Source organism: Streptomyces sp. NPDC021012 (assembly GCF_044333355.1).
In the GTDB taxonomy this organism is placed as follows: Bacteria; Actinomycetota; Actinomycetes; order Streptomycetales; family Streptomycetaceae; genus Streptomyces.
Genome location: NZ_JBIRQU010000001.1, coordinates 1109132 through 1126778, shown reverse-complemented (window position 1 = coordinate 1126778; position 17647 = coordinate 1109132). Strand labels below are relative to the sequence as shown.

Sequence of the window (17647 nt, the reverse complement as noted above, 5' to 3'; positions counted from 1 at the left end):
CTCTACCGGGGCACGGGCGGCGCGGGCGCGCCGTTCGCCACCCGGACCAAGATCGGCAGCGGCTGGAACACGTACGACCGCCTGTTCTGACGGGGGCGGGTATGGACGGGGCGACGGGGGCGGGGGCGGGGGCGGAGCCCGGGGGCCGGGGACCGAGTGGTCCCCGGGCCCCGCACTTCACTCGCCCTGCTGTTCCTGTCGCTCCTGCTGTTCCTGTCGTTCCTGCTGTTCCTGCTGTTCCTGCCGCTCCTGCCGTTCCTGTCGTTCCTGCGCGGCCATGACCTCGTCGCCGTGCTCGAAGGCCCAGGCGCCGAAAGCGTCGATCGGGTCGAGCAACGTCCGCCCCAGGGGGGTGAGTTCGTACTCGACGCGGGGTGGCGCCTCGGCGTAGGCGTGCCGGGTCACCAGGCCGTTGAACTCCAGGCGCCGCAGCGTCTCGGTCAGGACCTTGGGGCGGATTCCGCCGATGCGGGCGCGCAGTTCGCCCGGGCGTGCGGGGCCGTCGCGCAGGGCCCAGATCAGCACGGCGTTCCAGGTGTTGGAGAGGAGGTCGAAGGCGAGCCGGGCGCGGCAGTCGGCGAGATAGGCGTCGGTCGTCACGTACCGAATGGTGCCTGACGGGCTTCCTACTGTCGTTCCGGAAGCCGCGAACAGCGGACTCTTCGAGGAGGGGACGGGACGATGAGGATCGGCGTACTGGGCACGGGCAACATGGCGGACGCCCTGGCCACGCACTGGGTACGGGCCGGGCACGAGGTGTTCGTCGGGGGCCGCGACGCGGGGAGGGGCCGCCGGCTCGCGGAGCGGATCGGCGGCGGGGCCGGGCACGGAAGCCTGCGGGAGGCGGCCCGCTTCGGCGAGGTGGTCCTCGCCGCACTGCCGTACGGCGCGGGCGCGGAGGCCGTCGCGGCCCTGCGGACGGAGCTGGACGGAAAGGTCCTGCTCGACTGCTCCAACCCCGTCGGCCCCGGCTTCCTGCTCCTCACGGAAGGCGGCCCCTCGGCCGCCCGCCGGCTCGCCGAGGCCGCCCCGGCCGCCCACGTCGTCAAGGCCTTCAACCTCTGCCACGAGGACGTGTGGCGTATGACCCCGCCCGTCTTCGACGGCCGCCCCCTGGCCGTCCCGATCTGCGGCGGCGACGACACCGCCCTCGCACGCGTACGGGAACTGGTACGGGACACGGGCTGCGAGCCGGTGTCCGGGGGCGGCCTCGAACGCGCCGGCCTCCTTGAGGCCACCGCCGCCCTCTACATCGGCCTCTGGGTGGGCGAACACGCCGACGCCCAGGCGATCGCGCCGCCACTGGCCTACGCGACGGGGCCGACGGGCGGGTGAACGACCTGCTCGATACGGGTGCGTGAAGCGCGGGCCGGGGTGGGGCTGCTCGGCGCGTCCGGCTTCGCGGGCTTCTGGTGCGGCCGCCCTCTTTCCGAGAGTCGCGCCTTCCGGTGCCGCGTCAAGGGCGCTCCTTCGTCGCGTCGGCTTCGCCGATTCCGCTTCGCTCCACCCTTGACCCGGCACCTCCAGGCGCGAAGGACCTCTCGGAGGGCGGCCCGGGGGAGGGGGTCCACGCGGGGGCGCCGGATGCCGTTGCCCGCCGTGGGCGGGTGGGGGGGGTGGGGGTGTGGGGGTGGTGGCGAGGCCGGGCATCGGTGGGGCGGGTGCTGGCGGTGCGGGCCGGTGGGTGGGGGCATGGTCAGCGGCGGGGGTGGGTGGGACTGTGTCCGTGGGTGGGGTCGCGCGGAGTTCAATGGGGCGGCCCGGGTCGGCTCAGCGGATGGCGGCCGTCGCGTGGCGGGGCTTCAGGCCCCGCTGGTCACCCACGGTGGGTGGAGAGGGAGACCCTCAGTCGAGAGCGAGGTACTCCGGCGGCGGTTCGACCAGCTCGGGGTGGTGGACCGGGTATCGGTCGCCGTGGATCGCACGCATGGCCCAGTGCCACGCCTCATCGTGGAAGACGAGACCGCGATACGGGTCATCGCTGGGTTCGTAGGGATAGCACTCCAGGGCTGCTGTCCAGGAGTCCGGCGGTGTCAGACCGCCGTGATGCTGCATCGTCCACGCATAACGGCGTCGTTCGCCGTGCAGGTACTCCTCGTACTGGGCTTCGCTCCATGACATGCCGCCAGAGCCTACGGCCGCTCCCGGCAGGGCCTCCGAGTGAGGTTTCTGCGGGTAACTCGGCCTTGGGGTCCTGTGTGGGGGTGATTCCGTGCCCGTTACCCGAAGTAGCGCGCGCTTACGTGCGTCCGGCACGGAGGGAGGGCGCCATCGGCGCCGAGTTCTCTAGAAGATCGGAGTCGCGGACTGGATCTCGGCAAGGCCTTCTTCCAGCGTCAGCGAGGGGATCACATCGGTGATGTTGAACTGGTCGGACGGAGCCGGATCACCCGATCCGCCCCGCCCCGCACTTCACGGACCCGGAGCTTTGACTCCCCTCGAAAGGAGGGCGGTTGCCCGATTCGGCGGCCGGGTTGTTCTGCTCGTGCGAGAGCGTCGAGCGGCGTCCCTGGGCTCTGCGCGTCTGGCGTTTCCTGCGGCGGGGAGCCGGAGGGCTCAGCTCTCGCTGACGATCTCTCGGGCCATCTCCACCAGCGCGCCCGTCGCCGGGTGGGGGAAGGCGTCGCGCCAGGCCAGGACGACGGGGAGCGGGGGTGCGTCGGGGAGGGGGCGGTAGGTGACGCCCGGGTGGGGGTGGAGGGCGGCGGTGGAGGCGGAGGAGACGCCGATGCCGCGGCCGGCGGCGATGGCGGTGAGCCAGTCGTCGGTGTTGGCGACGGTGAGGGTGGCGGCGGGGCGGGCGGCGGCGGGCCAGAGGGCGAGGGTGGTCGTGCCGGAGACGGTGTTGAGGACGACCGTCTCGGTGGCGAGGTCGTCGAGGGTGAGGTGCGGGCGGTCCGCGAGCGGGCTGTCGGAGGGGAGGGCGGCCACGCGCTTCTCGGTGGTGAGTTCCGCCGTGACCAGGCCGGGGGCCTCGACGGCCCCGCGCAGCAGCGCCGCGTCGACCTCGCCGCGGGCGAGGCCGGCGGTGCGGTCGTCGATGCGGAGGAGTTCGAGCGGGGTGTCGGGGTGGGCGCGCTGCCAGCGGCGGAGCAGCGGGGTGGTGTACGGGCCGAAGGCCGACCAGGCGTGCCCGAGGCGCAGGGGGCGGTGGCGGAGCCGGGCCGGGTCGACGGCGGCGTCGAAGGCGGCGAGGGCGGCGGCCGCCCGGTCCTGGAAGGCGCGGCCTTCGGCGGTGAGGGCGAGGTGGTGGGTGGAGCGGTCGACGAGGCGGGCGCCGAGGTGCTGTTCCAGGGCGGCGAGGGTGCGGGAGACGGCGGGCTGGGTGAGGTGGAGCCGGGCGGCCGCCCTGGTGAGGCTGGTTTCCTCGGCGATGGCGAGGAAGCAGCGGAGGTGGCGCAGCTCGATGCTCATGCGTCCGGAGCATAACCGCAGGGCAATCGGCATTTCCGGTGCCGCGCGGGGGCTCGTAGCGTGGTGGGGGCGGGGTTCGTCGCGCGGTTCGCGGCGGGAGTTCGTGACGGGGAGGGGGATCCGGGCTGCGCGCGCCGGACGGGGGTGCATTATTCTGGACTGGAAGTTCACTTCAGTGGACTTGCGTGTGGGTGAGTGAGGAGCCGTCGGTGGACAGTCAGGTCAAGGAGGCGGCTCCGGCCGCGGCGCCCGCCGCCGGGCCTCAGGTGGCTCCCGCGGTGGGAGCGCGTCCCTTGGTCCGGTCCGTGGCCGGGCATCGGTTCGCGCCCGTAGCGCTCGTCGTCGCCGGTGGGCTGTCCGTGCAGTTCGGGTCCGCCGTCGCCGTGCTCCTGATGCCGCGCGCGGGCGCGCTCGGGGTCGTCACCCTGCGGCTCGTGCTCGCGGCCGCCGTTCTGCTGGTCGTCTGCCGACCGAAGGTCCGCGGCTACGGCCGCGCCGACTGGGGGACGATCGCCGCCTTCGGTACGGCCATGGCGGGCATGAACATGCTCTTCTACCAGGCCGCCGACCGGATCCCGCTGGGTGCCGCCGTGACCCTGGAGGTCCTCGGCCCGCTGGTCCTCTCGGTCGTCGCCTCCCGCCGCCTCGTCAACCTCCTGTGGGCCGGGCTCGCCCTCGGGGGCGTCGTCCTCCTCGGGGGCGGCGGCTTCGACCGGCTCGACCCGGCCGGTGCGGGCTTCGCGCTCGCGGCGGGCGCGATGTGGGCGGCGTACATCGTGTTCAGCGCGCGTACGGGCCGCCGCTTCCCGCAGGCCGACGGGCTCGCGCTCGCGATGGCCTTCGGGGCCGTCCTCAGCCTGCCGTTCGGCATCGTGGAGGCGGGCGGCAGGCTCCTCGTGCCGTCGACGATCGGCCTGGGCCTCGTCGTCGCGCTGATGTCCTCGGTCCTCCCGTACACCCTGGAACTCCTCGCCCTCCGCCGCCTGCCCGCCCCCACCTTCGCGATCCTGATGAGCCTCGAACCGGCCATCGCCGCCACGGCCGGCTTCCTCGTCCTCAGCCAGGCCCTGTCCCTCACCGACGCCCTCGCCATCGCCCTGGTCATCGCGGCGAGCATGGGCGCGGTGCGGACGCAGGCGCGCCGCCGGGACGCCCGCTAGCGGAACCAGCTCCGGGCCGGGCGGTCCTGGCGGCGGGCCTTGCGGAGGTAGCGGTTCTCCAGGCGGTGCACCTCGTCCACGAGGTGGCTCATCGGGCCGGGCTCGGCCGCGAGCCGTTGCTTCAGGCGGGTCAGGACGTCGGCCGCGCGCGTGAACTCCCCGGACTCGCCGAGGCTGCGGCCGTGCGCGAGGACGTCGCGGGCGGGCCAGTCGCGGACGTCGCCGCCGGTGAGGACCGCGAGTTCGTCGTAGTACCGCGCCGCCGCCGGGTAGTCCGCGAGCAGGTACGCGTCGTCCGCCACGGTCGCCTGGACGCGGAGGCGTTCGGGGTCGCCGGCGGGCAGGCCGACCGCGAGGTCGGGCAGGATCCGCTCCAGGAGGGCCCGGCGGCGCCTCACGTCCGTCTCCCGGTCCCGGGACAGGCCCCGGCACAGGCTCGTGACCAGGGCGATCCGGGCGCGCAGGGTGACCGGGTCGTACGGGCCGAGGGCGAGCGTGGCGACCCCGATGAGCTCGCGCAGCTCGTCCCGCGCCGCCTCCCGGCCCTCGCGCCCGGCGTGATCGGCGCCCGCCCCGTACGAGAGGAGCAGCGCCCGCGCCTCGATCGTCCGGCGGTCCCGCTCGCCGAAGACCCGGACGAGCTTGGGCACGACCCGGGACAGGGCGGGGTCGCCGGGATCGCGCCGCCACAGCCGCCGGGCGCGGACGAGGACGGCCTCGGTGGTCAGCGGATCGTCCGGGCCCAGCTCGCGCTGTGCCTCGAGGACCAGCGCGTCGAGGAGCTCCTGGAACTCCCCCGCGTCGGCGTCGTCCGGTAGGGCGAGGATCTGGTCGAGCCGTCGGCGCAGTGCGCCGCGCACCGGTTCGGCGGTCCCGTCGAGGACGGTGGGCGTGTACGGGGGGAGGGGCGGCGGCTCGACGGCGAGGCCGCGCGGCTCGGGCGCGGCCGGGACTCCGTGGGCCGGGTGGGCTTCGTGTGCTTGCTGGGCTTCATGGGCTCCATATGCTGCCTGGGCTCCGTGAGCCTCGTGCGTCTCCCGGGCTCCGTAGGACCCATGGGTCCCGCGCGTCTCCCGTGCCTCCCGGGCGATGACGGCGAGGCGCTGCGCTACGGCGGCCGCGTGCGGGGGCCGGTGGTCCGGGTCCTTGGCGAGGAGGTCGAGGACGAGCCGGTCGGCGGTCGCGGTGAGGGCGGGGGCGAACGCGCTCGGGGTGGGCGGCGGGGCGGTCATGTGCTGGACGGAGAGTTCCGGCCACTCGCGGCCGAGGAACGGAAGCCGTCCGGTCCACAGCTCCATCAGGAGGCAGCCGAGCGCGTACAGGTCCGAGCGCCCGTCCACCGTGCCGCCCCGGCAGCGCTCGGGGGCCATGTAGGCGAAGCTGCCGATGAGGTTGCCCGTGCCGGTGAGGTTGGTCTGCGAGAGCTGGTGCTTCGCGATGCCGAAGTCGAGGACCTTGACGGGCCCCGACTCCCCGATGATCACGTTCGGCGGCTTGATGTCGCGGTGCACGATGCCCGCCGCGTGGGCGGCTTCGAGGGCCGCGCAGATCTGCTCGGCCCAGGCGAGGGAGGCCTGGAAGTCGGGGAGGCCCCGGCCCAGGACCGTGGCCAGGCTCTCTCCCCGTACCAACTCCATGACCAGGTAGATCACTTCGCGCCCGTCGGCGGTGATGTGGGCGAAGTCGTGGACGGTCACGATGTTGGGGTGGGTGAGGGAGCCCGCGAGCTCGGCCTCCCGTACGAAGCGGCGGGCCTCGTCCGCCGTCGCGGGAAGCCCGGTCTTCACGGCGACCTCGCGGTTCATGCGCAGATTGCGGGCGCGCCACACGGTGCCGAAGCCGCCGGCCCCCAGCTCCGCGTCCAGCCTGTACCGCCCGTCGAGTACGTCCCCCACCTGTGGCACGCCCGCTCCCCCCTGGTCGCTCCGGTCACGGCCATTCTTCCCGCCGGGAGGCCCGGGGGAGCGGGTTTCGGGAGGAGCGGGTGCGGCCGGAGCGGGGTTCGGGCGGGAGGGGCGGGCGCCTGTGATCCGCGCCTGTCCCTCGGCGAGGCCTGGCCCGCGCCGCGTGCGCCGGCGGGCTCGTCCTCTGCTTCCAGGGAGTCGCCGATCCGGACGCGGCGCAGGAGCGGGTCCTCGCGCACGGCGCGACCCTCCTCGACGACGGCGCGGGCGCGCGGAGCCGGCAGGTGTACGCCGACCCGGCGGGGCGTCCCTTCTTCCTGGTCAGGTACGGGTCTGCCGGGCGGTGGGATCCTGACCCGATCCTGTCGATCTGTGACCCTCGGGCTGTTGAGGGGGCGGGCGGTGGTGTCGATCATGGAGGGGTTCTCAGTCGTACGAGGAGGGGGAGTCGAGCATGGCCCTGGAGATGCGTGACCGGTGTGAGCGTTGTGAGACGGCGGTTCTGGCGGTGGACGGGCCCGCGCGGATCTGTTCGTACGAGTGCAGTTACTGCGTGCCCTGTGCCGACGCGATGGAGGGCGTCTGCCCCAACTGCGGCGGGGAGCTCGTCGCCCGTCCGAGGCGCGTCCGGGGTTAGGGGCGCGCCGTGCGGAGGGGGAGTCGTGCGCTGGGTGTGGTGTTCGCCGCCGTCGTGCTGGGCGGTTGCTCGTCGTCCGGCGCCGAGGAGGCGGGGGCGTACTGGCAGGACTACTGCACCAGGCTGGGCGCCTGGCAGGAGGCGAGGAACTCGGTGGACGCCTTCCCGGGGAAGGCGGGCGGCGCGGGCGGTGGCACCGGGGAGCTCGCCCGGGCGGTGGTCTCCGCCGCCGGGGTGCTCGACAGGGAGGGGCGCGACGAGGACAGTGCGCACGTCCTCGACGACACCGTCGCCGCGGTCACGGGCGCGGACCTGGTGGCCGAGGGGCGCGTCGTGTCCTCCTGTGACCGGGCGGGTTTCGAGGGCCTCGTGAGGTAGGCGCGCCAGCCCTGGAGCGGGCGCGCCCGCCGGAGTGCCGGGATCCGCATAGACGGGGGTCCCGGCGCTCGCGCAGGTGGGAGGGGGTGTGGTCGTGGGGGTTCATCAGTCTCGCTGATGATAGTTGATACCTTCGCGAAGGTTTTTATTTCATAGGTCCATGACCGCATCCACCAGCTCCACTCCGGAGCCGGCAGCACTGCCGGCTCGTCCCGGGGCCTACCCGGACGGCAGGACCCCCCTCGCTGACGCCGTGCTCGCAGTCGCCCGACGTGACATCGCCACGTTCCACGCGCTGCCGCTCTCGCACGGCCGGTCTATCCGCGACTCCCACATGAGGGAGACCTACGAGGCGCTCTTCGGCGTCGCGCAGCTCGCGGCCGACGTGTCGTACAGCGGCACGATGCTCGATTCCTTCTTCCGGCCCAGGGGCCCGCTCCGGGAGGCGCAGCGCCTCGCGGCACGCAGCTTCGGGGCCGACGCCACCTACTTCCTCTCGGCCGGCACGAGCACCGCGAACCGGGTCGCCCTGACGGCACTGACCCAGCCCGGCTCCCGGGTGCTCGCGGACCGCTCCTGCCACCAGTCGGTGCACTTCGCGCTCAACTCGCTCGGCGTCCAGGTCGCGTACGCGCCGATGCAGCGCTGCTGCGACGGCTGCCCCCGGACGTACGCCGATCTGCCCCGGCTCCTCGAGATGTTCCGCGCCGCGGCGGCCGAGGGGCGGCCCTTCGACACCGTCGTCCTCTCCGCCGTGTCCTACGACGGGGTCCGGTACGACCTGCCGACCGTCCTCGCCGAACTCGCCGCCGTCCACCCGACCGTCTCGGTCCTGGTCGACGAGGCCTGGGGCGCCGCGCACCGCTTCCACCCCCGGCTGCGCCCGCTCACCGCGCTGCACGCCGTCGAGGCGCTGCGCGCCGCCGACCCCCGGCTCGCCCTGAACGTGGCCGTCACCCACTCCGCGCACAAGTCGATGTCCGCGCTCCGCCAAGGCTCCTACCTGCACCTCATCGGCGACGGCGAGGCCCAGGAGCGCACCGCGCAGGCCCTCTTCCAGCACCACACCACCTCGCCCAGCTGGCCCGTGCTCGCCAGCCTGGACCTGGCCCGGCTGCAGGCCGAGACCGAGGGCGAGGCGCTCCTCGGCCGCTCCCTCAAGCTCGCCAGCACCCTGCGCGTCGAGCTCGCCACCGACCCGAGGCTCTCCGCGTACCGCCCGCTCGGGCCCGACGGCCACCTCACCGACGCCGCGCAGCTCGTCAGCGACGACCCCACCCGGGTCCTCGTCGACATCAGCGCCCTCGGCATCACGGCCGCCGACTTCCGCCGGATGCTCTTCGACGAGTACGCGCTGTACGTGGCGCGGGAGAGCGGCGACGCCGTCCTCTTCCACATCCACATCGGCGTCGACGAGGGCACCCTGCTGCGCCTGCTCGACGCCCTGCGCACCATCCAACGCACCTACCGGAGCGCCTCCGCGGCCCTGTCCACGGGCACCTCCGAGCACTTCATCATCGCCTACCCGCCCGGCATCCCCATCACGGTGCCCGGCGAGAAGCTCTGCGAGCGGACGCTCAGTCAGATCGACGAGCTGCGCTCCAGCGGCTGCGAGATCTACACGCTGCGGAACCCGACGGTCTCCCCACGGGAGCTCGCCGTCCAGGCCGCCGCCACCGGCTCCGTACCGGCCACCGCCGATCACCTGACCGTCGAGAAGCGCACCACCCAGCAGCTCGCCGGCGCGGCCGCCGCCATCGGTGCCACCGGCACCACCGCGGCCACCGTCAGCGCCGCCGCCACCGCAGTCGCCACCAGCTGATCCGCCCAACGATCCCGAGGGGGAACTCATGATCAAGATCGCGGACATCCGCAAGCACGCCGCCCGCTGGCCCCAGCGCGTCGCCGTCGTCGACGGTGAGACCCGCATGACCTGGGCGAGCTTCGCCGACAAGGTCAGCCGGGTGGCCTGCGCCATCCAGGACCTGCTGCCCGAGACCCGGCCGGCCCGTGCGGTCTTCCTCGCCGAGAACAGCTGGGAGCTCGTGGTCTCCATGGCCGCCGTCAGCTCCCTCGGCATCCCCTGCGTCGGACTCGACTACACGGCCGGACCCGTCGCGACGACCGCCGCGCTCGACCAGCTGGAGCCGACCGTCGTCATCACCTCGCAGGCCCACCGGGCGCTCGTTGAGGAGTGCGGCTGGCCGGGCGGCAGAGACATACTCGACATATTCATCGACAGCGAGCCGGTGGGCCTGCCCGACGGGCAGACCGTCTCGGTCAGCTTCTCCGACCTCCTCGTGTCGGCGCCGGGCGACCCGGAGCCGGTGGAGCAGCCCTTCGAGGCCTTCTCCTTCACCTCCGGCACCAGCGGCGTCCCCAAGATGGTGGTCCGGCGCACCTCCTTCGAGGCCCGCCGCTTCGCCGACCTCGTCGACCAGTACGCCTTCGACGAAGAGGACGTCCACCTCGTCACGGTGCCGCTCTACCACGCCTCCGGGCCGGGCTGGGCGCGCATCTTCCTCACCCTGGGCGGCACGGTCGTCCTCGGCCCGTACGACGACGCCGAGGAGCTCATCCGCATCATCCAGGACGAGGGGGTCTCCACCACGCTCATGGTGCCGCCGGTCCTGGCCCGGGTCGTCGCCCACCCGAAGTCGGAGCACCTGCACAAGACCTCCCGCCTGCACTTCGTCCTCTCCGGCGGCCGGCACCTCAACCGATGGGTCATCAACAACGCCTGGGACCGGCTCGGTCCGGTGCTGCACCTCTACTACGGGACGACCGAGACCGGCGTGAACGTCATGATCGGCCCCGAGGAGCTGCACGTGGCGCCCTGCCGCTCCGGTCGCCCCATGCCCGGCAACACCGTCGTCGTCCTCGACGCCGACAACAAGCCGCTCCCGAAGGGCAGCCGGGGCCGGGTCGCCATCGCCAGCTACCAGTTGATGGACAGTTACGCGACGAGCGAGCCCGACTTCATGACGCTCGACTACGGCGGCCGTACGCAGCGCTTCCTGCTCACCGGTGACAGCGGGCTCGTCGACGAGGCGGGCCGGCTCGAACTCACCGGACGCAACGACGGCGTCGCCAAGGCCGAGGCGGGCAAGCCGCTCGACGTCAACATCTTCGGCCTCGAAGCGGACCTGATGGACCTGCCCTGCGTCCGGGAGACCGCCGTCCTGCGGACGCGGCTCGACGGCGTCGGCGAGGTGCTCGTCGTGCCCTTCACCCCGGTCGCGCCCGAGCGGCAGGAGAGCGGCTACCGGGCGGTCAGCGCCGCCTGCGCCCGCCGGGTGCCCTGCCTCCCGGCGTACGTGGTGCCGGTCGAGTCCATCCCGTACAGCCCGACCGGCAAGGTCCGGGCCGCCCAGCTCCTGGAGTCGGTCCTGCCGCTGCTCGACATCCAGCCGGCGGAGTCCCGCTCGGCGGAGCCGGCCGGGGTCTGACCCCACCCGTCCCTCCAGCCCCTCCCGTCCCATCCCTCCCGTCGCACCCGGGGCCGGGTTCCGCACCCCCTCCGCAGGACCCGGCCCCGCCTCCTCCCCGACCTCCCGACTCCCGGCCGCCTCAGGCCCGACAGGAAGACTCATGAACAGTCAGAACACTTACACGCGAGGCGTTCTCCTCTGCCTCCTGGCCACGGTGTCCTGGGGCGCGATGTTCCCCCTCATGGACTCCACCCTGAAGCACATCGACCCCTTCACCTTCACGGTGATGCGCTACACCATCGCCGGTGCGATGTTCCTGGTCTTCCTCCGGATCCGGGAGGGCAGGGCTGGGCTGCGCCTCAAGGGCGAACGCATCGGTCTGGCCTGGCTGTTCGGCACGGCCGGCTTCGCGGGCTTCCAGTTCCTGGTCTTCTTCGGCCAGGACCTGATCGGCGAGCGCGGCGCGCTGAACGCCTCGATCATGATGGCGACCATGCCCATGATGGGCTTCCTGGTGAACTGGGTCCTGAAGAAGGTCGTTCCGCCGAAGTTCTCGCTGGTCTTCATCGCGATGTCCTTCGTCGGCACCATCCTCGTCGTCTCCGACGGTGACATCGGCTCGCTGATCGCCGACCCGAAGACCGCCGGCGCCGACGCGCTGCTGCTCTTCGCCGCGCTGTGCTGGGTCGTCTACACCTCGGGCGCGAGCTACTTCCCGACCTGGTCCCCGATCAAGTACACGGCCATCACCACGGTCCTCGGTCTCGCCTCCGCCGCCGTGATCACGGTGATCATCCTGGCCTCCGGCGGCGTCCCGGTCCCGACGGCCGGTGCCGTGGGCTCGATCATCCCGCAGCTCGCCTACATGAGCGTCATCGCCGGCTTCGTCGGTGTCCTCGGCTGGAACTTCGGCAACCGCTACCTCGGCCCGCTCAACGGCGTCCTCTTCATGGACGTCGTGCCGATCACGGCCTTCGTGATCTCCGCCCTGACCGGTGTCGTCCCGGCCGGTATGCAGATCGTCGGTGCCTCGCTCACGGCGGCGGCGCTGGTCTTCAACAACCTGTACCTGCGCAAGGTGGCCGCCAAGGCCGCCGCGGCCGCGCCGACCCCGGTCGTGGCCTCCGGTTCGGGCTCCGCTTCCCCCTCCGCTACGGGCTCCGCTTCCGCTCAGGTGCCCGTCACCTCGGGCAGCAGGTCCTGACCGGTCGGACCCGCTGAACGCGTACGGCGTGGCCTCCCACATCAGTGGGGGGCCACGCCGTTTTCCGGTCTCTCACGGCGGGCACGCGCGGCCGATCAGCCGCGGATCCCGTCGAGGAGGACGCTGCGCAGTTCCTCGTGCCGCTCGGTGAGGTCCCTGCGCCGGCTGAGGACGTCCGAGATGTGCTGCATGCCGAAGAAGGCGGAGACCAGGACGCGGGCCGCCGCGCGGGGTTCCACTCCCTCCCGCAGTTCACCCGCGTCGCGGGCTTCCGCGATGAGCCGGGTGAGGTAGTCCTCCCAGCCCACGTACGGCTCGGGGAGCTCGGCGTCGATGAGGGCCCGCTCGATCTGGAGCCGGGCGCCGGCCTGGACGACGATGTCCCGCGCGAAGGCCTGGGTGACCGTGTCGAGGACGGCGGTGAGCGCGTCGAACGGCTTCGCGTGGGTGCCCTCGGCGCCCTTGAGGATCTCGGGCCAGCGCGCGTAGTGCTCCTGCACGACGGCGACGGCCAGGGCCTCCTTGTTCGTGTAGTGGAAGTAGACCGCTCCCTTGGTCATCTCCGCCCGTTCGGCCACGTCCTGCAGGGTCACGGTCGCGTAGCCGCGCTCGGCGAAGAGCTCGGCCGCCGACTGGAGGATGTGGCTCTTCGTCCGCCGGGCCCGTTCCTGCTTCGGTTCGCTTCGTGGTGTCGCCATGCCTGTCCGCCTCTCTCGTGTCTACGCCTTGCAATATACATTCTCGAAGGTATATTTCTTGCTGTCGAGGGGCCACGGAGGCTCCTCGTCGCCGCGATGCTTCACCTTGTAGGGGGATAAGGATGTCCATCGGTGTGCTGCAGACCGTGTTACCGGCCGAACAGCTCGCGCCCGTCGAGCCCCTGGAGTCCCTGGTCCGGGACGCCAAAGCGGGACTGACCTTCGACCGCACGATCTCGCGCCGGTTCGTGCACCGCGCCTCGGTGACGGAGGTCTTCCTCACCGACGCGACCGTGGCCGGGCCCGACCGCTTCCTGGTCGGCGCCCAACTGCCCCGGAACCACGCGCTGTACCGCCCGGAGAGGACCGGGCAGTGCGACTTCATGCTCCTCGTCGAAACGGTACGGCAGGCCGGGATCTTCCTGAGCCACCGCTTCCACGACGTGCCGCTCGGCCACCACTTCATCTTCAAGGCGCTGTCGCTCCACATCAGCGACCCCGCCGCCCTCCGGGTCGGCTGCGGACCCCTCGGCGCGGTCCTGGACGTCAAGGTCGTGACGCCCGCCGGAGCGCGCAACCCGCGCCGCTTCGACGCCCGCTTCGACATGGTGATCGAGGTCGGCGGCCGGGAGTGCGCCCGCGCCTCCGCCGGGGTCATCGTGATCGACGACGTCCGGTACGGGCGGCTGCGGCAGCGCGGCCGGATCGACGGGACCATGCGGCCGACCGGCCGCGAGGCCTCCGCCTCCTCCGCGTACGGGGTGCACTCGGGCGCCGAGGACGACCGGGGCGTCCTGCGTCCCGTACCCGCGGCGGAGGCGCAGGCCCTGCCCGCCGGCTGCGGGGAATGGCGGCTGCACGTCGACCCCACGCACCCCGGCTACTTCGAGCACCCCTCGGACCACGTGCCCGGGATGCTGCTCCTGGAGGCCTTCCGGCAGGCCGCCCGGCAGACGGCGGGAGGCGCGGCACTGACCTCGCTGGACGCCGACTTCGCCGTCTTCGGGGAACTGGCCGAGGCCGTGGCCGTCGAGGCCACGCCCACGGGGGACGGCCGGGTGCGCCTCTCCGCCACCCAGGGCGCCCGCGTCCTCGCCACGGCCGTGGCCCGCTGCGGGTGACGCTGCGGACACGACGTTCAGCTGCACGTTCAGGGGAAGAACGGACGAGCGTAGAAAGGCAGAAGGATGGAACTCCAGCACTTACGGGCCTTCCGCGAAGTGGCCCGGGAACTCAGCTTCACCCGCGCGGCCCACAACCTGCACTACTCCCAGCCCGCGGTGACCGCGCAGATCAAGGGCCTGGAAGAGGACATGGGGGCCTCGCTCTTCCAGCGGCGCGGCAACCGCTCCGTGGAACTCACCCCGGCCGGCGCCCGCCTGCGCCCGCTGGCGGAGCAGATCCTCGAACTGGTCGAGACGGCGCAGTACGAGATCGCCGACCCCGCCCCGGCCGGGAACCGCGGGGCGACGGACCGCCGGATGGCCCTGCCGGCCGGCGCGAACGGCCGCTTCGCCGACGCCCGCCTCGGTGGTAGAGGGGGCAGAGCATGAGCATCGCTCCCGCCCGGGCCGCGTTCTTCGACGTGGACGAGACCCTGATCACCTGCAAGAGCATGGCCTGCCTCCTCGCCCGCTACTGGGGGCACGGAGACGTGGCCGCCCGCAGGCTCGCCGCGGCGCGCGCCTCGCTCCAGCGCCAGATCCGCGAGGGCGTGCCCCGCGAGCAGGTGAACCGCTCCTTCTTCCGCTTCCTCGCCGGCAGCCACCTGGACGACCTGGAGGCCTGCGGCCGGGAGTGGTACGAGAAGGCCCGCGCCGGCGGACTGCTCCACACCCCCGTGTACGAGGCGCTCCGCCGCCACCGCGAGGCCGGCGACCTGATCGTCCTCGTCTCCGGAGCCTTCTCCGCCTGCCTGGACCCGCTGGCGCGGGAGGTCGGCGCCGATCTCGTGGTGTGCACCCTGCCCGAGGTGACCTCTCAGGGGGCGCTCACCGGCGAGCTGTCCGGCCCGCCGATGATCGGCGAGGCCAAGGCCGACGCCGTCCGCCGGATCATGACGGCCTTCGGCATCGCCGCCGAGGAGTGTTTCGCGTACGCCGACGACGAGAGCGATCTGCCGCTGCTGCGCTCCGTCGGCCACCCCGTCCTCGTGGGCGACGCGCCGGTCTCCGCCCCGGCTTCGGAGCGGGCGACCTGGTCCTGGCTGCCGGGTCCCGCGCCGGCCGCCCCCGCCGCCCCCGCGGCCGCGAAGAGCCTGGCTCCACAGGCGGCTTGAGGCTCCGGACCCGGGCGCGGACCTCTCCGCCGCCGCGGCCCGTCACGGCAGCCCCGCCCCTTCGAGAGCCCCGCCGTCACGGCGGTTCCGAGGCCCTGGAACGACTCCGTGACCCCTGAGCCTCCCCGTAACGCGCCCTCTCTCCTTGCGTGAACCCCCACGCGCGCAAGGTCCCACGCACGAACCCCACGTGCACGAGCCCCCCCACGCGCGGATCCTCACCCCGCGCGAGCCCCACACGCGCAGGTCCCCACCCCGTGCGAGCCCCACACGCGCAGGTCCCCACGCTGCGCACAGCTCGACCCGCGTGAGCCCCACATCGCGCGAAGTCCCTTACGCGCAAGCCCAGTTGCGCAGAGCTCGACATGCGTGAGCCCCGCATCGCGCACAGTTCCACACGCGCAAGCCCCCACGTTGCGCAGGGCCCCACCCGCGTGAGCCCCACATCACGCGAAGCTCCACACGCGTGACCTCCACATCACGCGAAGCCCCACCCGCGTGAGCCCCACCTCACGCGAAGCTCGACACGCGTGAGGTCCGCATGTGCCCTCCCACATGCGGACCCCATCGTGGCTCCTCCCGCTCAAGCGCCGCTTGAGCCCGACAACGCGGGCTCGAGGACGTCCCACAGCTCGCTCACCAGCTCTGCGGGACCGGCCGCGTCCGACGCCGTCACCACGGCAGGGGCGCCGACCAGGAGGGCCACGGCCAGCCGGGCCAGTACGTCGGCCGGGTGGGCGGTGCGTACGGAACCCTCGTCCTGGCTCCTGCGGACGAGGAGCGCCACGACCTCGCAGAGCCTGCCGAGGTGGACGGGGACGGTTCCCTCGGCGCGGGCGGCGTCCATGACCAGGCGCAGTCCGGCGGCGAAGGACAGGTCCTCGTGCACCCGGCGGGCGAGGTGGAGGAGCAGTCTCCGGAGGGCGGTCAGGGCCGCGCCGCCCTCCTCCGCCGCACCGACGGCGGTGGCGAGGGCGTCGTCCCAGACCGCCTCGAAGGAGCGGGTCAGCTCACCGGCGAGATCGGCCTTCGAGGAGAAGTGTCCGTAGAGGGCTCCTTTCGTGAGTCCGGTGCGGGCCGTGATGTCGGCCAGGTTCGTCCCCGCGAATCCGTGCAGGGCGAACTCGGCCGCCGCCGCGCCGATGACCAGGTCATAGGTCATACGGGCCCTGTCCTGTTGCCTCATCGAGCGTTCGCCTCCCTTCCGCTGTAGCGGCCGTCGATGTCCTTCATGACGGCCACTCAGAAAATACCTTCCGGACTGAATTTTTTGCTACTCGCATCAGCACCACCACTGAACCTCCACGTAAAGGAGTACGAGTCATGACCATCGTCGACGCCCCCGCCCCCGCCCTCGCCTTCCTCGGGACCGGTCCCCTCCAGGCCATCGTCGCCCGCCGCGCCGAGGAGGCCGAGCGGACCGGACGGCTCCACGCCGAGGTCGTCGGGGCGCTGACCGCCGCCGGCCTCGCCCGCCACTTCGTGCCCCGCCGCTGGGGCGGCACGGCCGGAAGCTTCACCGAGCTGCTCGGCACGGTCGCCGCGGTCGGCTCGGCCTGCGCCTCCACCGGCTGGTGCGCGGCGCTGTACGCCGCCCACGGCCGCCTCGCCGCGCACCTGCCGGCCGAGGGGCAGCGCGACCTGTGGGGCGACTCGCCCGACGTGCGGATCGCGGCGGCGGTCGTGCCCCCGGCGGGCTGGCTCGCCCCGGCGCCCGGCGGCTGGACCCTGTCCGGGGAGTGGGGCTTCGCCAGCGGGGTCCAGGACGCCGACTGGGTCCTCCTCGCCTCCCTCGACCACTCGGGGGACGGGGCCCCGGGGTACAGGGTCCTGGCGGTCCCGCGCGAGCAGGTCCGGGTCCGCGAGACCTGGGACGCGGTCGGGCTCCGCGCCACCGGCAGCCACAGCGTCATAGCCGAGGCGGTCTTCGTGCCCGAGCACCGCACCTTCCTCCGCGAGGCCCTGGTGACCGGCGTCGCCGACGCCGACGCGGCCCCCTGCCACCGGGTGCCGTACCAGCTGGTCGCCGCCCTCCTCTTCGCCGCCCCCGCGCTCGGCGCGGCGCGCGGGGCCCTGGACGCCTGGACCCTCCTCGCCGGCCTGCGCCGCCTCCCCGACGGGCGTCCGCACACCGACGACCCGGCGGTCCAGCAGACCCTGGCCCGCTGCTCCGCCGAGATCGACGCGGCCCGCCTGCTCCTGGAGTCCGCCGCCCACCGCGCCGACGGCCCGGCCGGCACCGCCCCCGAGCAGCGGGACGTGGTCGGCGCCGCCGCCCTCAACCAGCGGGACGCGACCGTCGCCGTCGACCTCCTCGTCGGCGCGGTGGAGCGCCTCATGCGCACCGCCGGCGCCCGCGGCCTCGTCAGGGGCGGCGGCCTGGAGCGCGCCTGGCGCGACATCCACGCCATCGCCGCCCACGCCGCCCTCCAGCCCGCCCCGGCGGCCGCCGCCTACGCGGCCACGGTCTTCCCGTCGGCCTCCTGAGCCTCGGGGAGGGGGTGCTATACACGCGGTGTATAAACCCTGCGTATAGTCGGCGC

General features: G+C 73.2%; 17 protein-coding genes and 1 pseudogene. 12 read left to right on the top strand and 6 right to left on the bottom strand.

From position 1 onward, the window contains the following. Positions 1-177: 177 nt before the first annotated feature. On the bottom strand, positions 178-600 hold the full coding sequence (locus tag ACH4TP_RS05220; RefSeq protein WP_398435754.1) for a winged helix-turn-helix transcriptional regulator: 423 nt from the start codon (positions 598-600) through the stop codon (positions 178-180). 81 nt (positions 601-681) lie between these two features. On the opposite strand from ACH4TP_RS05220, the gene ACH4TP_RS05215 reads away from it, so the two are divergent. Next, positions 682-1335 (top strand): NADPH-dependent F420 reductase, encoded by a 654-nt coding sequence (locus ACH4TP_RS05215; protein WP_398435752.1) that lies wholly within the window; start codon positions 682-684, stop codon positions 1333-1335. 510 nt (positions 1336-1845) lie between these two features. Here ACH4TP_RS05215 and ACH4TP_RS05210 read toward each other — a convergent pair. Beyond that, positions 1846-2121, bottom strand: coding sequence for a hypothetical protein (locus tag ACH4TP_RS05210; protein WP_389221415.1), 276 nt, complete (start codon positions 2119-2121; stop codon positions 1846-1848). A 435-nt stretch (positions 2122-2556) separates the two neighbouring features. After that, on the bottom strand, positions 2557-3414 hold the full coding sequence (locus tag ACH4TP_RS05205) for a LysR family transcriptional regulator (RefSeq protein WP_389221413.1): 858 nt from the start codon (positions 3412-3414) through the stop codon (positions 2557-2559). A 209-nt stretch (positions 3415-3623) separates the two neighbouring features. Between ACH4TP_RS05205 and ACH4TP_RS05200 the strand changes: the two genes are divergently transcribed. Beyond that, positions 3624-4574, top strand: a complete 951-nt coding sequence (locus tag ACH4TP_RS05200; protein WP_398435750.1) for an EamA family transporter — start codon at positions 3624-3626, stop codon at positions 4572-4574. On the opposite strand, the gene ACH4TP_RS05195 is transcribed toward ACH4TP_RS05200, so the two are convergent. Further along, positions 4571-6478 carry a protein kinase gene (locus tag ACH4TP_RS05195; RefSeq protein ID WP_398435748.1) on the bottom strand — a complete coding sequence of 636 codons (1908 nt, stop codon included), beginning with the start codon at positions 6476-6478 and terminating at the stop codon, positions 4571-4573. The genes ACH4TP_RS05200 and ACH4TP_RS05195 overlap by 4 nt on opposite strands. A gap of 149 nt (positions 6479-6627) precedes the next feature. Between ACH4TP_RS05195 and ACH4TP_RS05190 the strand changes: the two are divergent. The 6 genes and pseudogenes from ACH4TP_RS05190 to ACH4TP_RS05165 form a co-directional block, all read left to right on the top strand. Further along, positions 6628-6741 (top strand): annotated as a pseudogene (locus ACH4TP_RS05190) (hypothetical protein); the annotation flags it as partial. 191 nt (positions 6742-6932) lie between these two features. Next, on the top strand, positions 6933-7115 hold the full coding sequence (locus ACH4TP_RS05185) for a DUF1272 domain-containing protein (RefSeq protein ID WP_389221409.1): 183 nt from the start codon (positions 6933-6935) through the stop codon (positions 7113-7115). A 39-nt stretch (positions 7116-7154) separates the two neighbouring features. Beyond that, positions 7155-7493: a hypothetical protein gene (locus ACH4TP_RS05180; protein WP_398435746.1), complete on the top strand. Its 339-nt coding sequence runs from the start codon at positions 7155-7157 to the stop codon at positions 7491-7493. A gap of 160 nt (positions 7494-7653) precedes the next feature. Further along, complete coding sequence (locus ACH4TP_RS05175; protein ID WP_398183762.1) at positions 7654-9315, top strand: arginine decarboxylase; 1662 nt, start codon at positions 7654-7656, stop codon at positions 9313-9315. Positions 9316-9343: 28 nt separating this feature from the next. Beyond that, the gene (locus ACH4TP_RS05170; protein ID WP_398183765.1) at positions 9344-10942 is read left to right on the top strand and encodes a class I adenylate-forming enzyme family protein; all 1599 of its coding nucleotides are present in this window, start codon (positions 9344-9346) and stop codon (positions 10940-10942) included. A 142-nt stretch (positions 10943-11084) separates the two neighbouring features. Next, positions 11085-12128, top strand: a complete 1044-nt coding sequence (locus ACH4TP_RS05165; protein ID WP_398435744.1) for a DMT family transporter — start codon at positions 11085-11087, stop codon at positions 12126-12128. A 95-nt stretch (positions 12129-12223) separates the two neighbouring features. Here ACH4TP_RS05165 and ACH4TP_RS05160 read toward each other — a convergent pair whose 3' ends face one another. Further along, positions 12224-12826 (bottom strand): ScbR family autoregulator-binding transcription factor, encoded by a 603-nt coding sequence (locus tag ACH4TP_RS05160; RefSeq protein ID WP_389221398.1) that lies wholly within the window; start codon positions 12824-12826, stop codon positions 12224-12226. A 122-nt stretch (positions 12827-12948) separates the two neighbouring features. On the opposite strand from ACH4TP_RS05160, the gene ACH4TP_RS05155 reads away from it, so the two are divergent. From ACH4TP_RS05155 to ACH4TP_RS05145, 3 genes are all read left to right on the top strand, one after another. Next, positions 12949-13947, top strand: coding sequence for a ScbA/BarX family gamma-butyrolactone biosynthesis protein (locus tag ACH4TP_RS05155; protein WP_398435742.1), 999 nt, complete (start codon positions 12949-12951; stop codon positions 13945-13947). Positions 13948-14013: 66 nt separating this feature from the next. Further along, the gene (locus ACH4TP_RS05150; protein WP_389221394.1) at positions 14014-14379 is read left to right on the top strand and encodes a LysR family transcriptional regulator; all 366 of its coding nucleotides are present in this window, start codon (positions 14014-14016) and stop codon (positions 14377-14379) included. Then, positions 14376-15104 carry an HAD family hydrolase gene (locus ACH4TP_RS05145; RefSeq protein WP_389221392.1) on the top strand — a complete coding sequence of 243 codons (729 nt, stop codon included), beginning with the start codon at positions 14376-14378 and terminating at the stop codon, positions 15102-15104. The genes ACH4TP_RS05150 and ACH4TP_RS05145 overlap by 4 nt, the downstream gene beginning before the upstream one ends. A 583-nt stretch (positions 15105-15687) precedes the next feature. Here ACH4TP_RS05145 and ACH4TP_RS05140 read toward each other — a convergent pair. Next, positions 15688-16266 (bottom strand): TetR family transcriptional regulator, encoded by a 579-nt coding sequence (locus ACH4TP_RS05140; protein WP_398183770.1) that lies wholly within the window; start codon positions 16264-16266, stop codon positions 15688-15690. A 161-nt stretch (positions 16267-16427) separates the two neighbouring features. Between ACH4TP_RS05140 and ACH4TP_RS05135 the strand changes: the two genes are divergently transcribed. After that, the gene (locus ACH4TP_RS05135; RefSeq protein WP_398435740.1) at positions 16428-17591 is read left to right on the top strand and encodes an acyl-CoA dehydrogenase family protein; all 1164 of its coding nucleotides are present in this window, start codon (positions 16428-16430) and stop codon (positions 17589-17591) included. Positions 17592-17647: the final 56 nt, after the last annotated feature.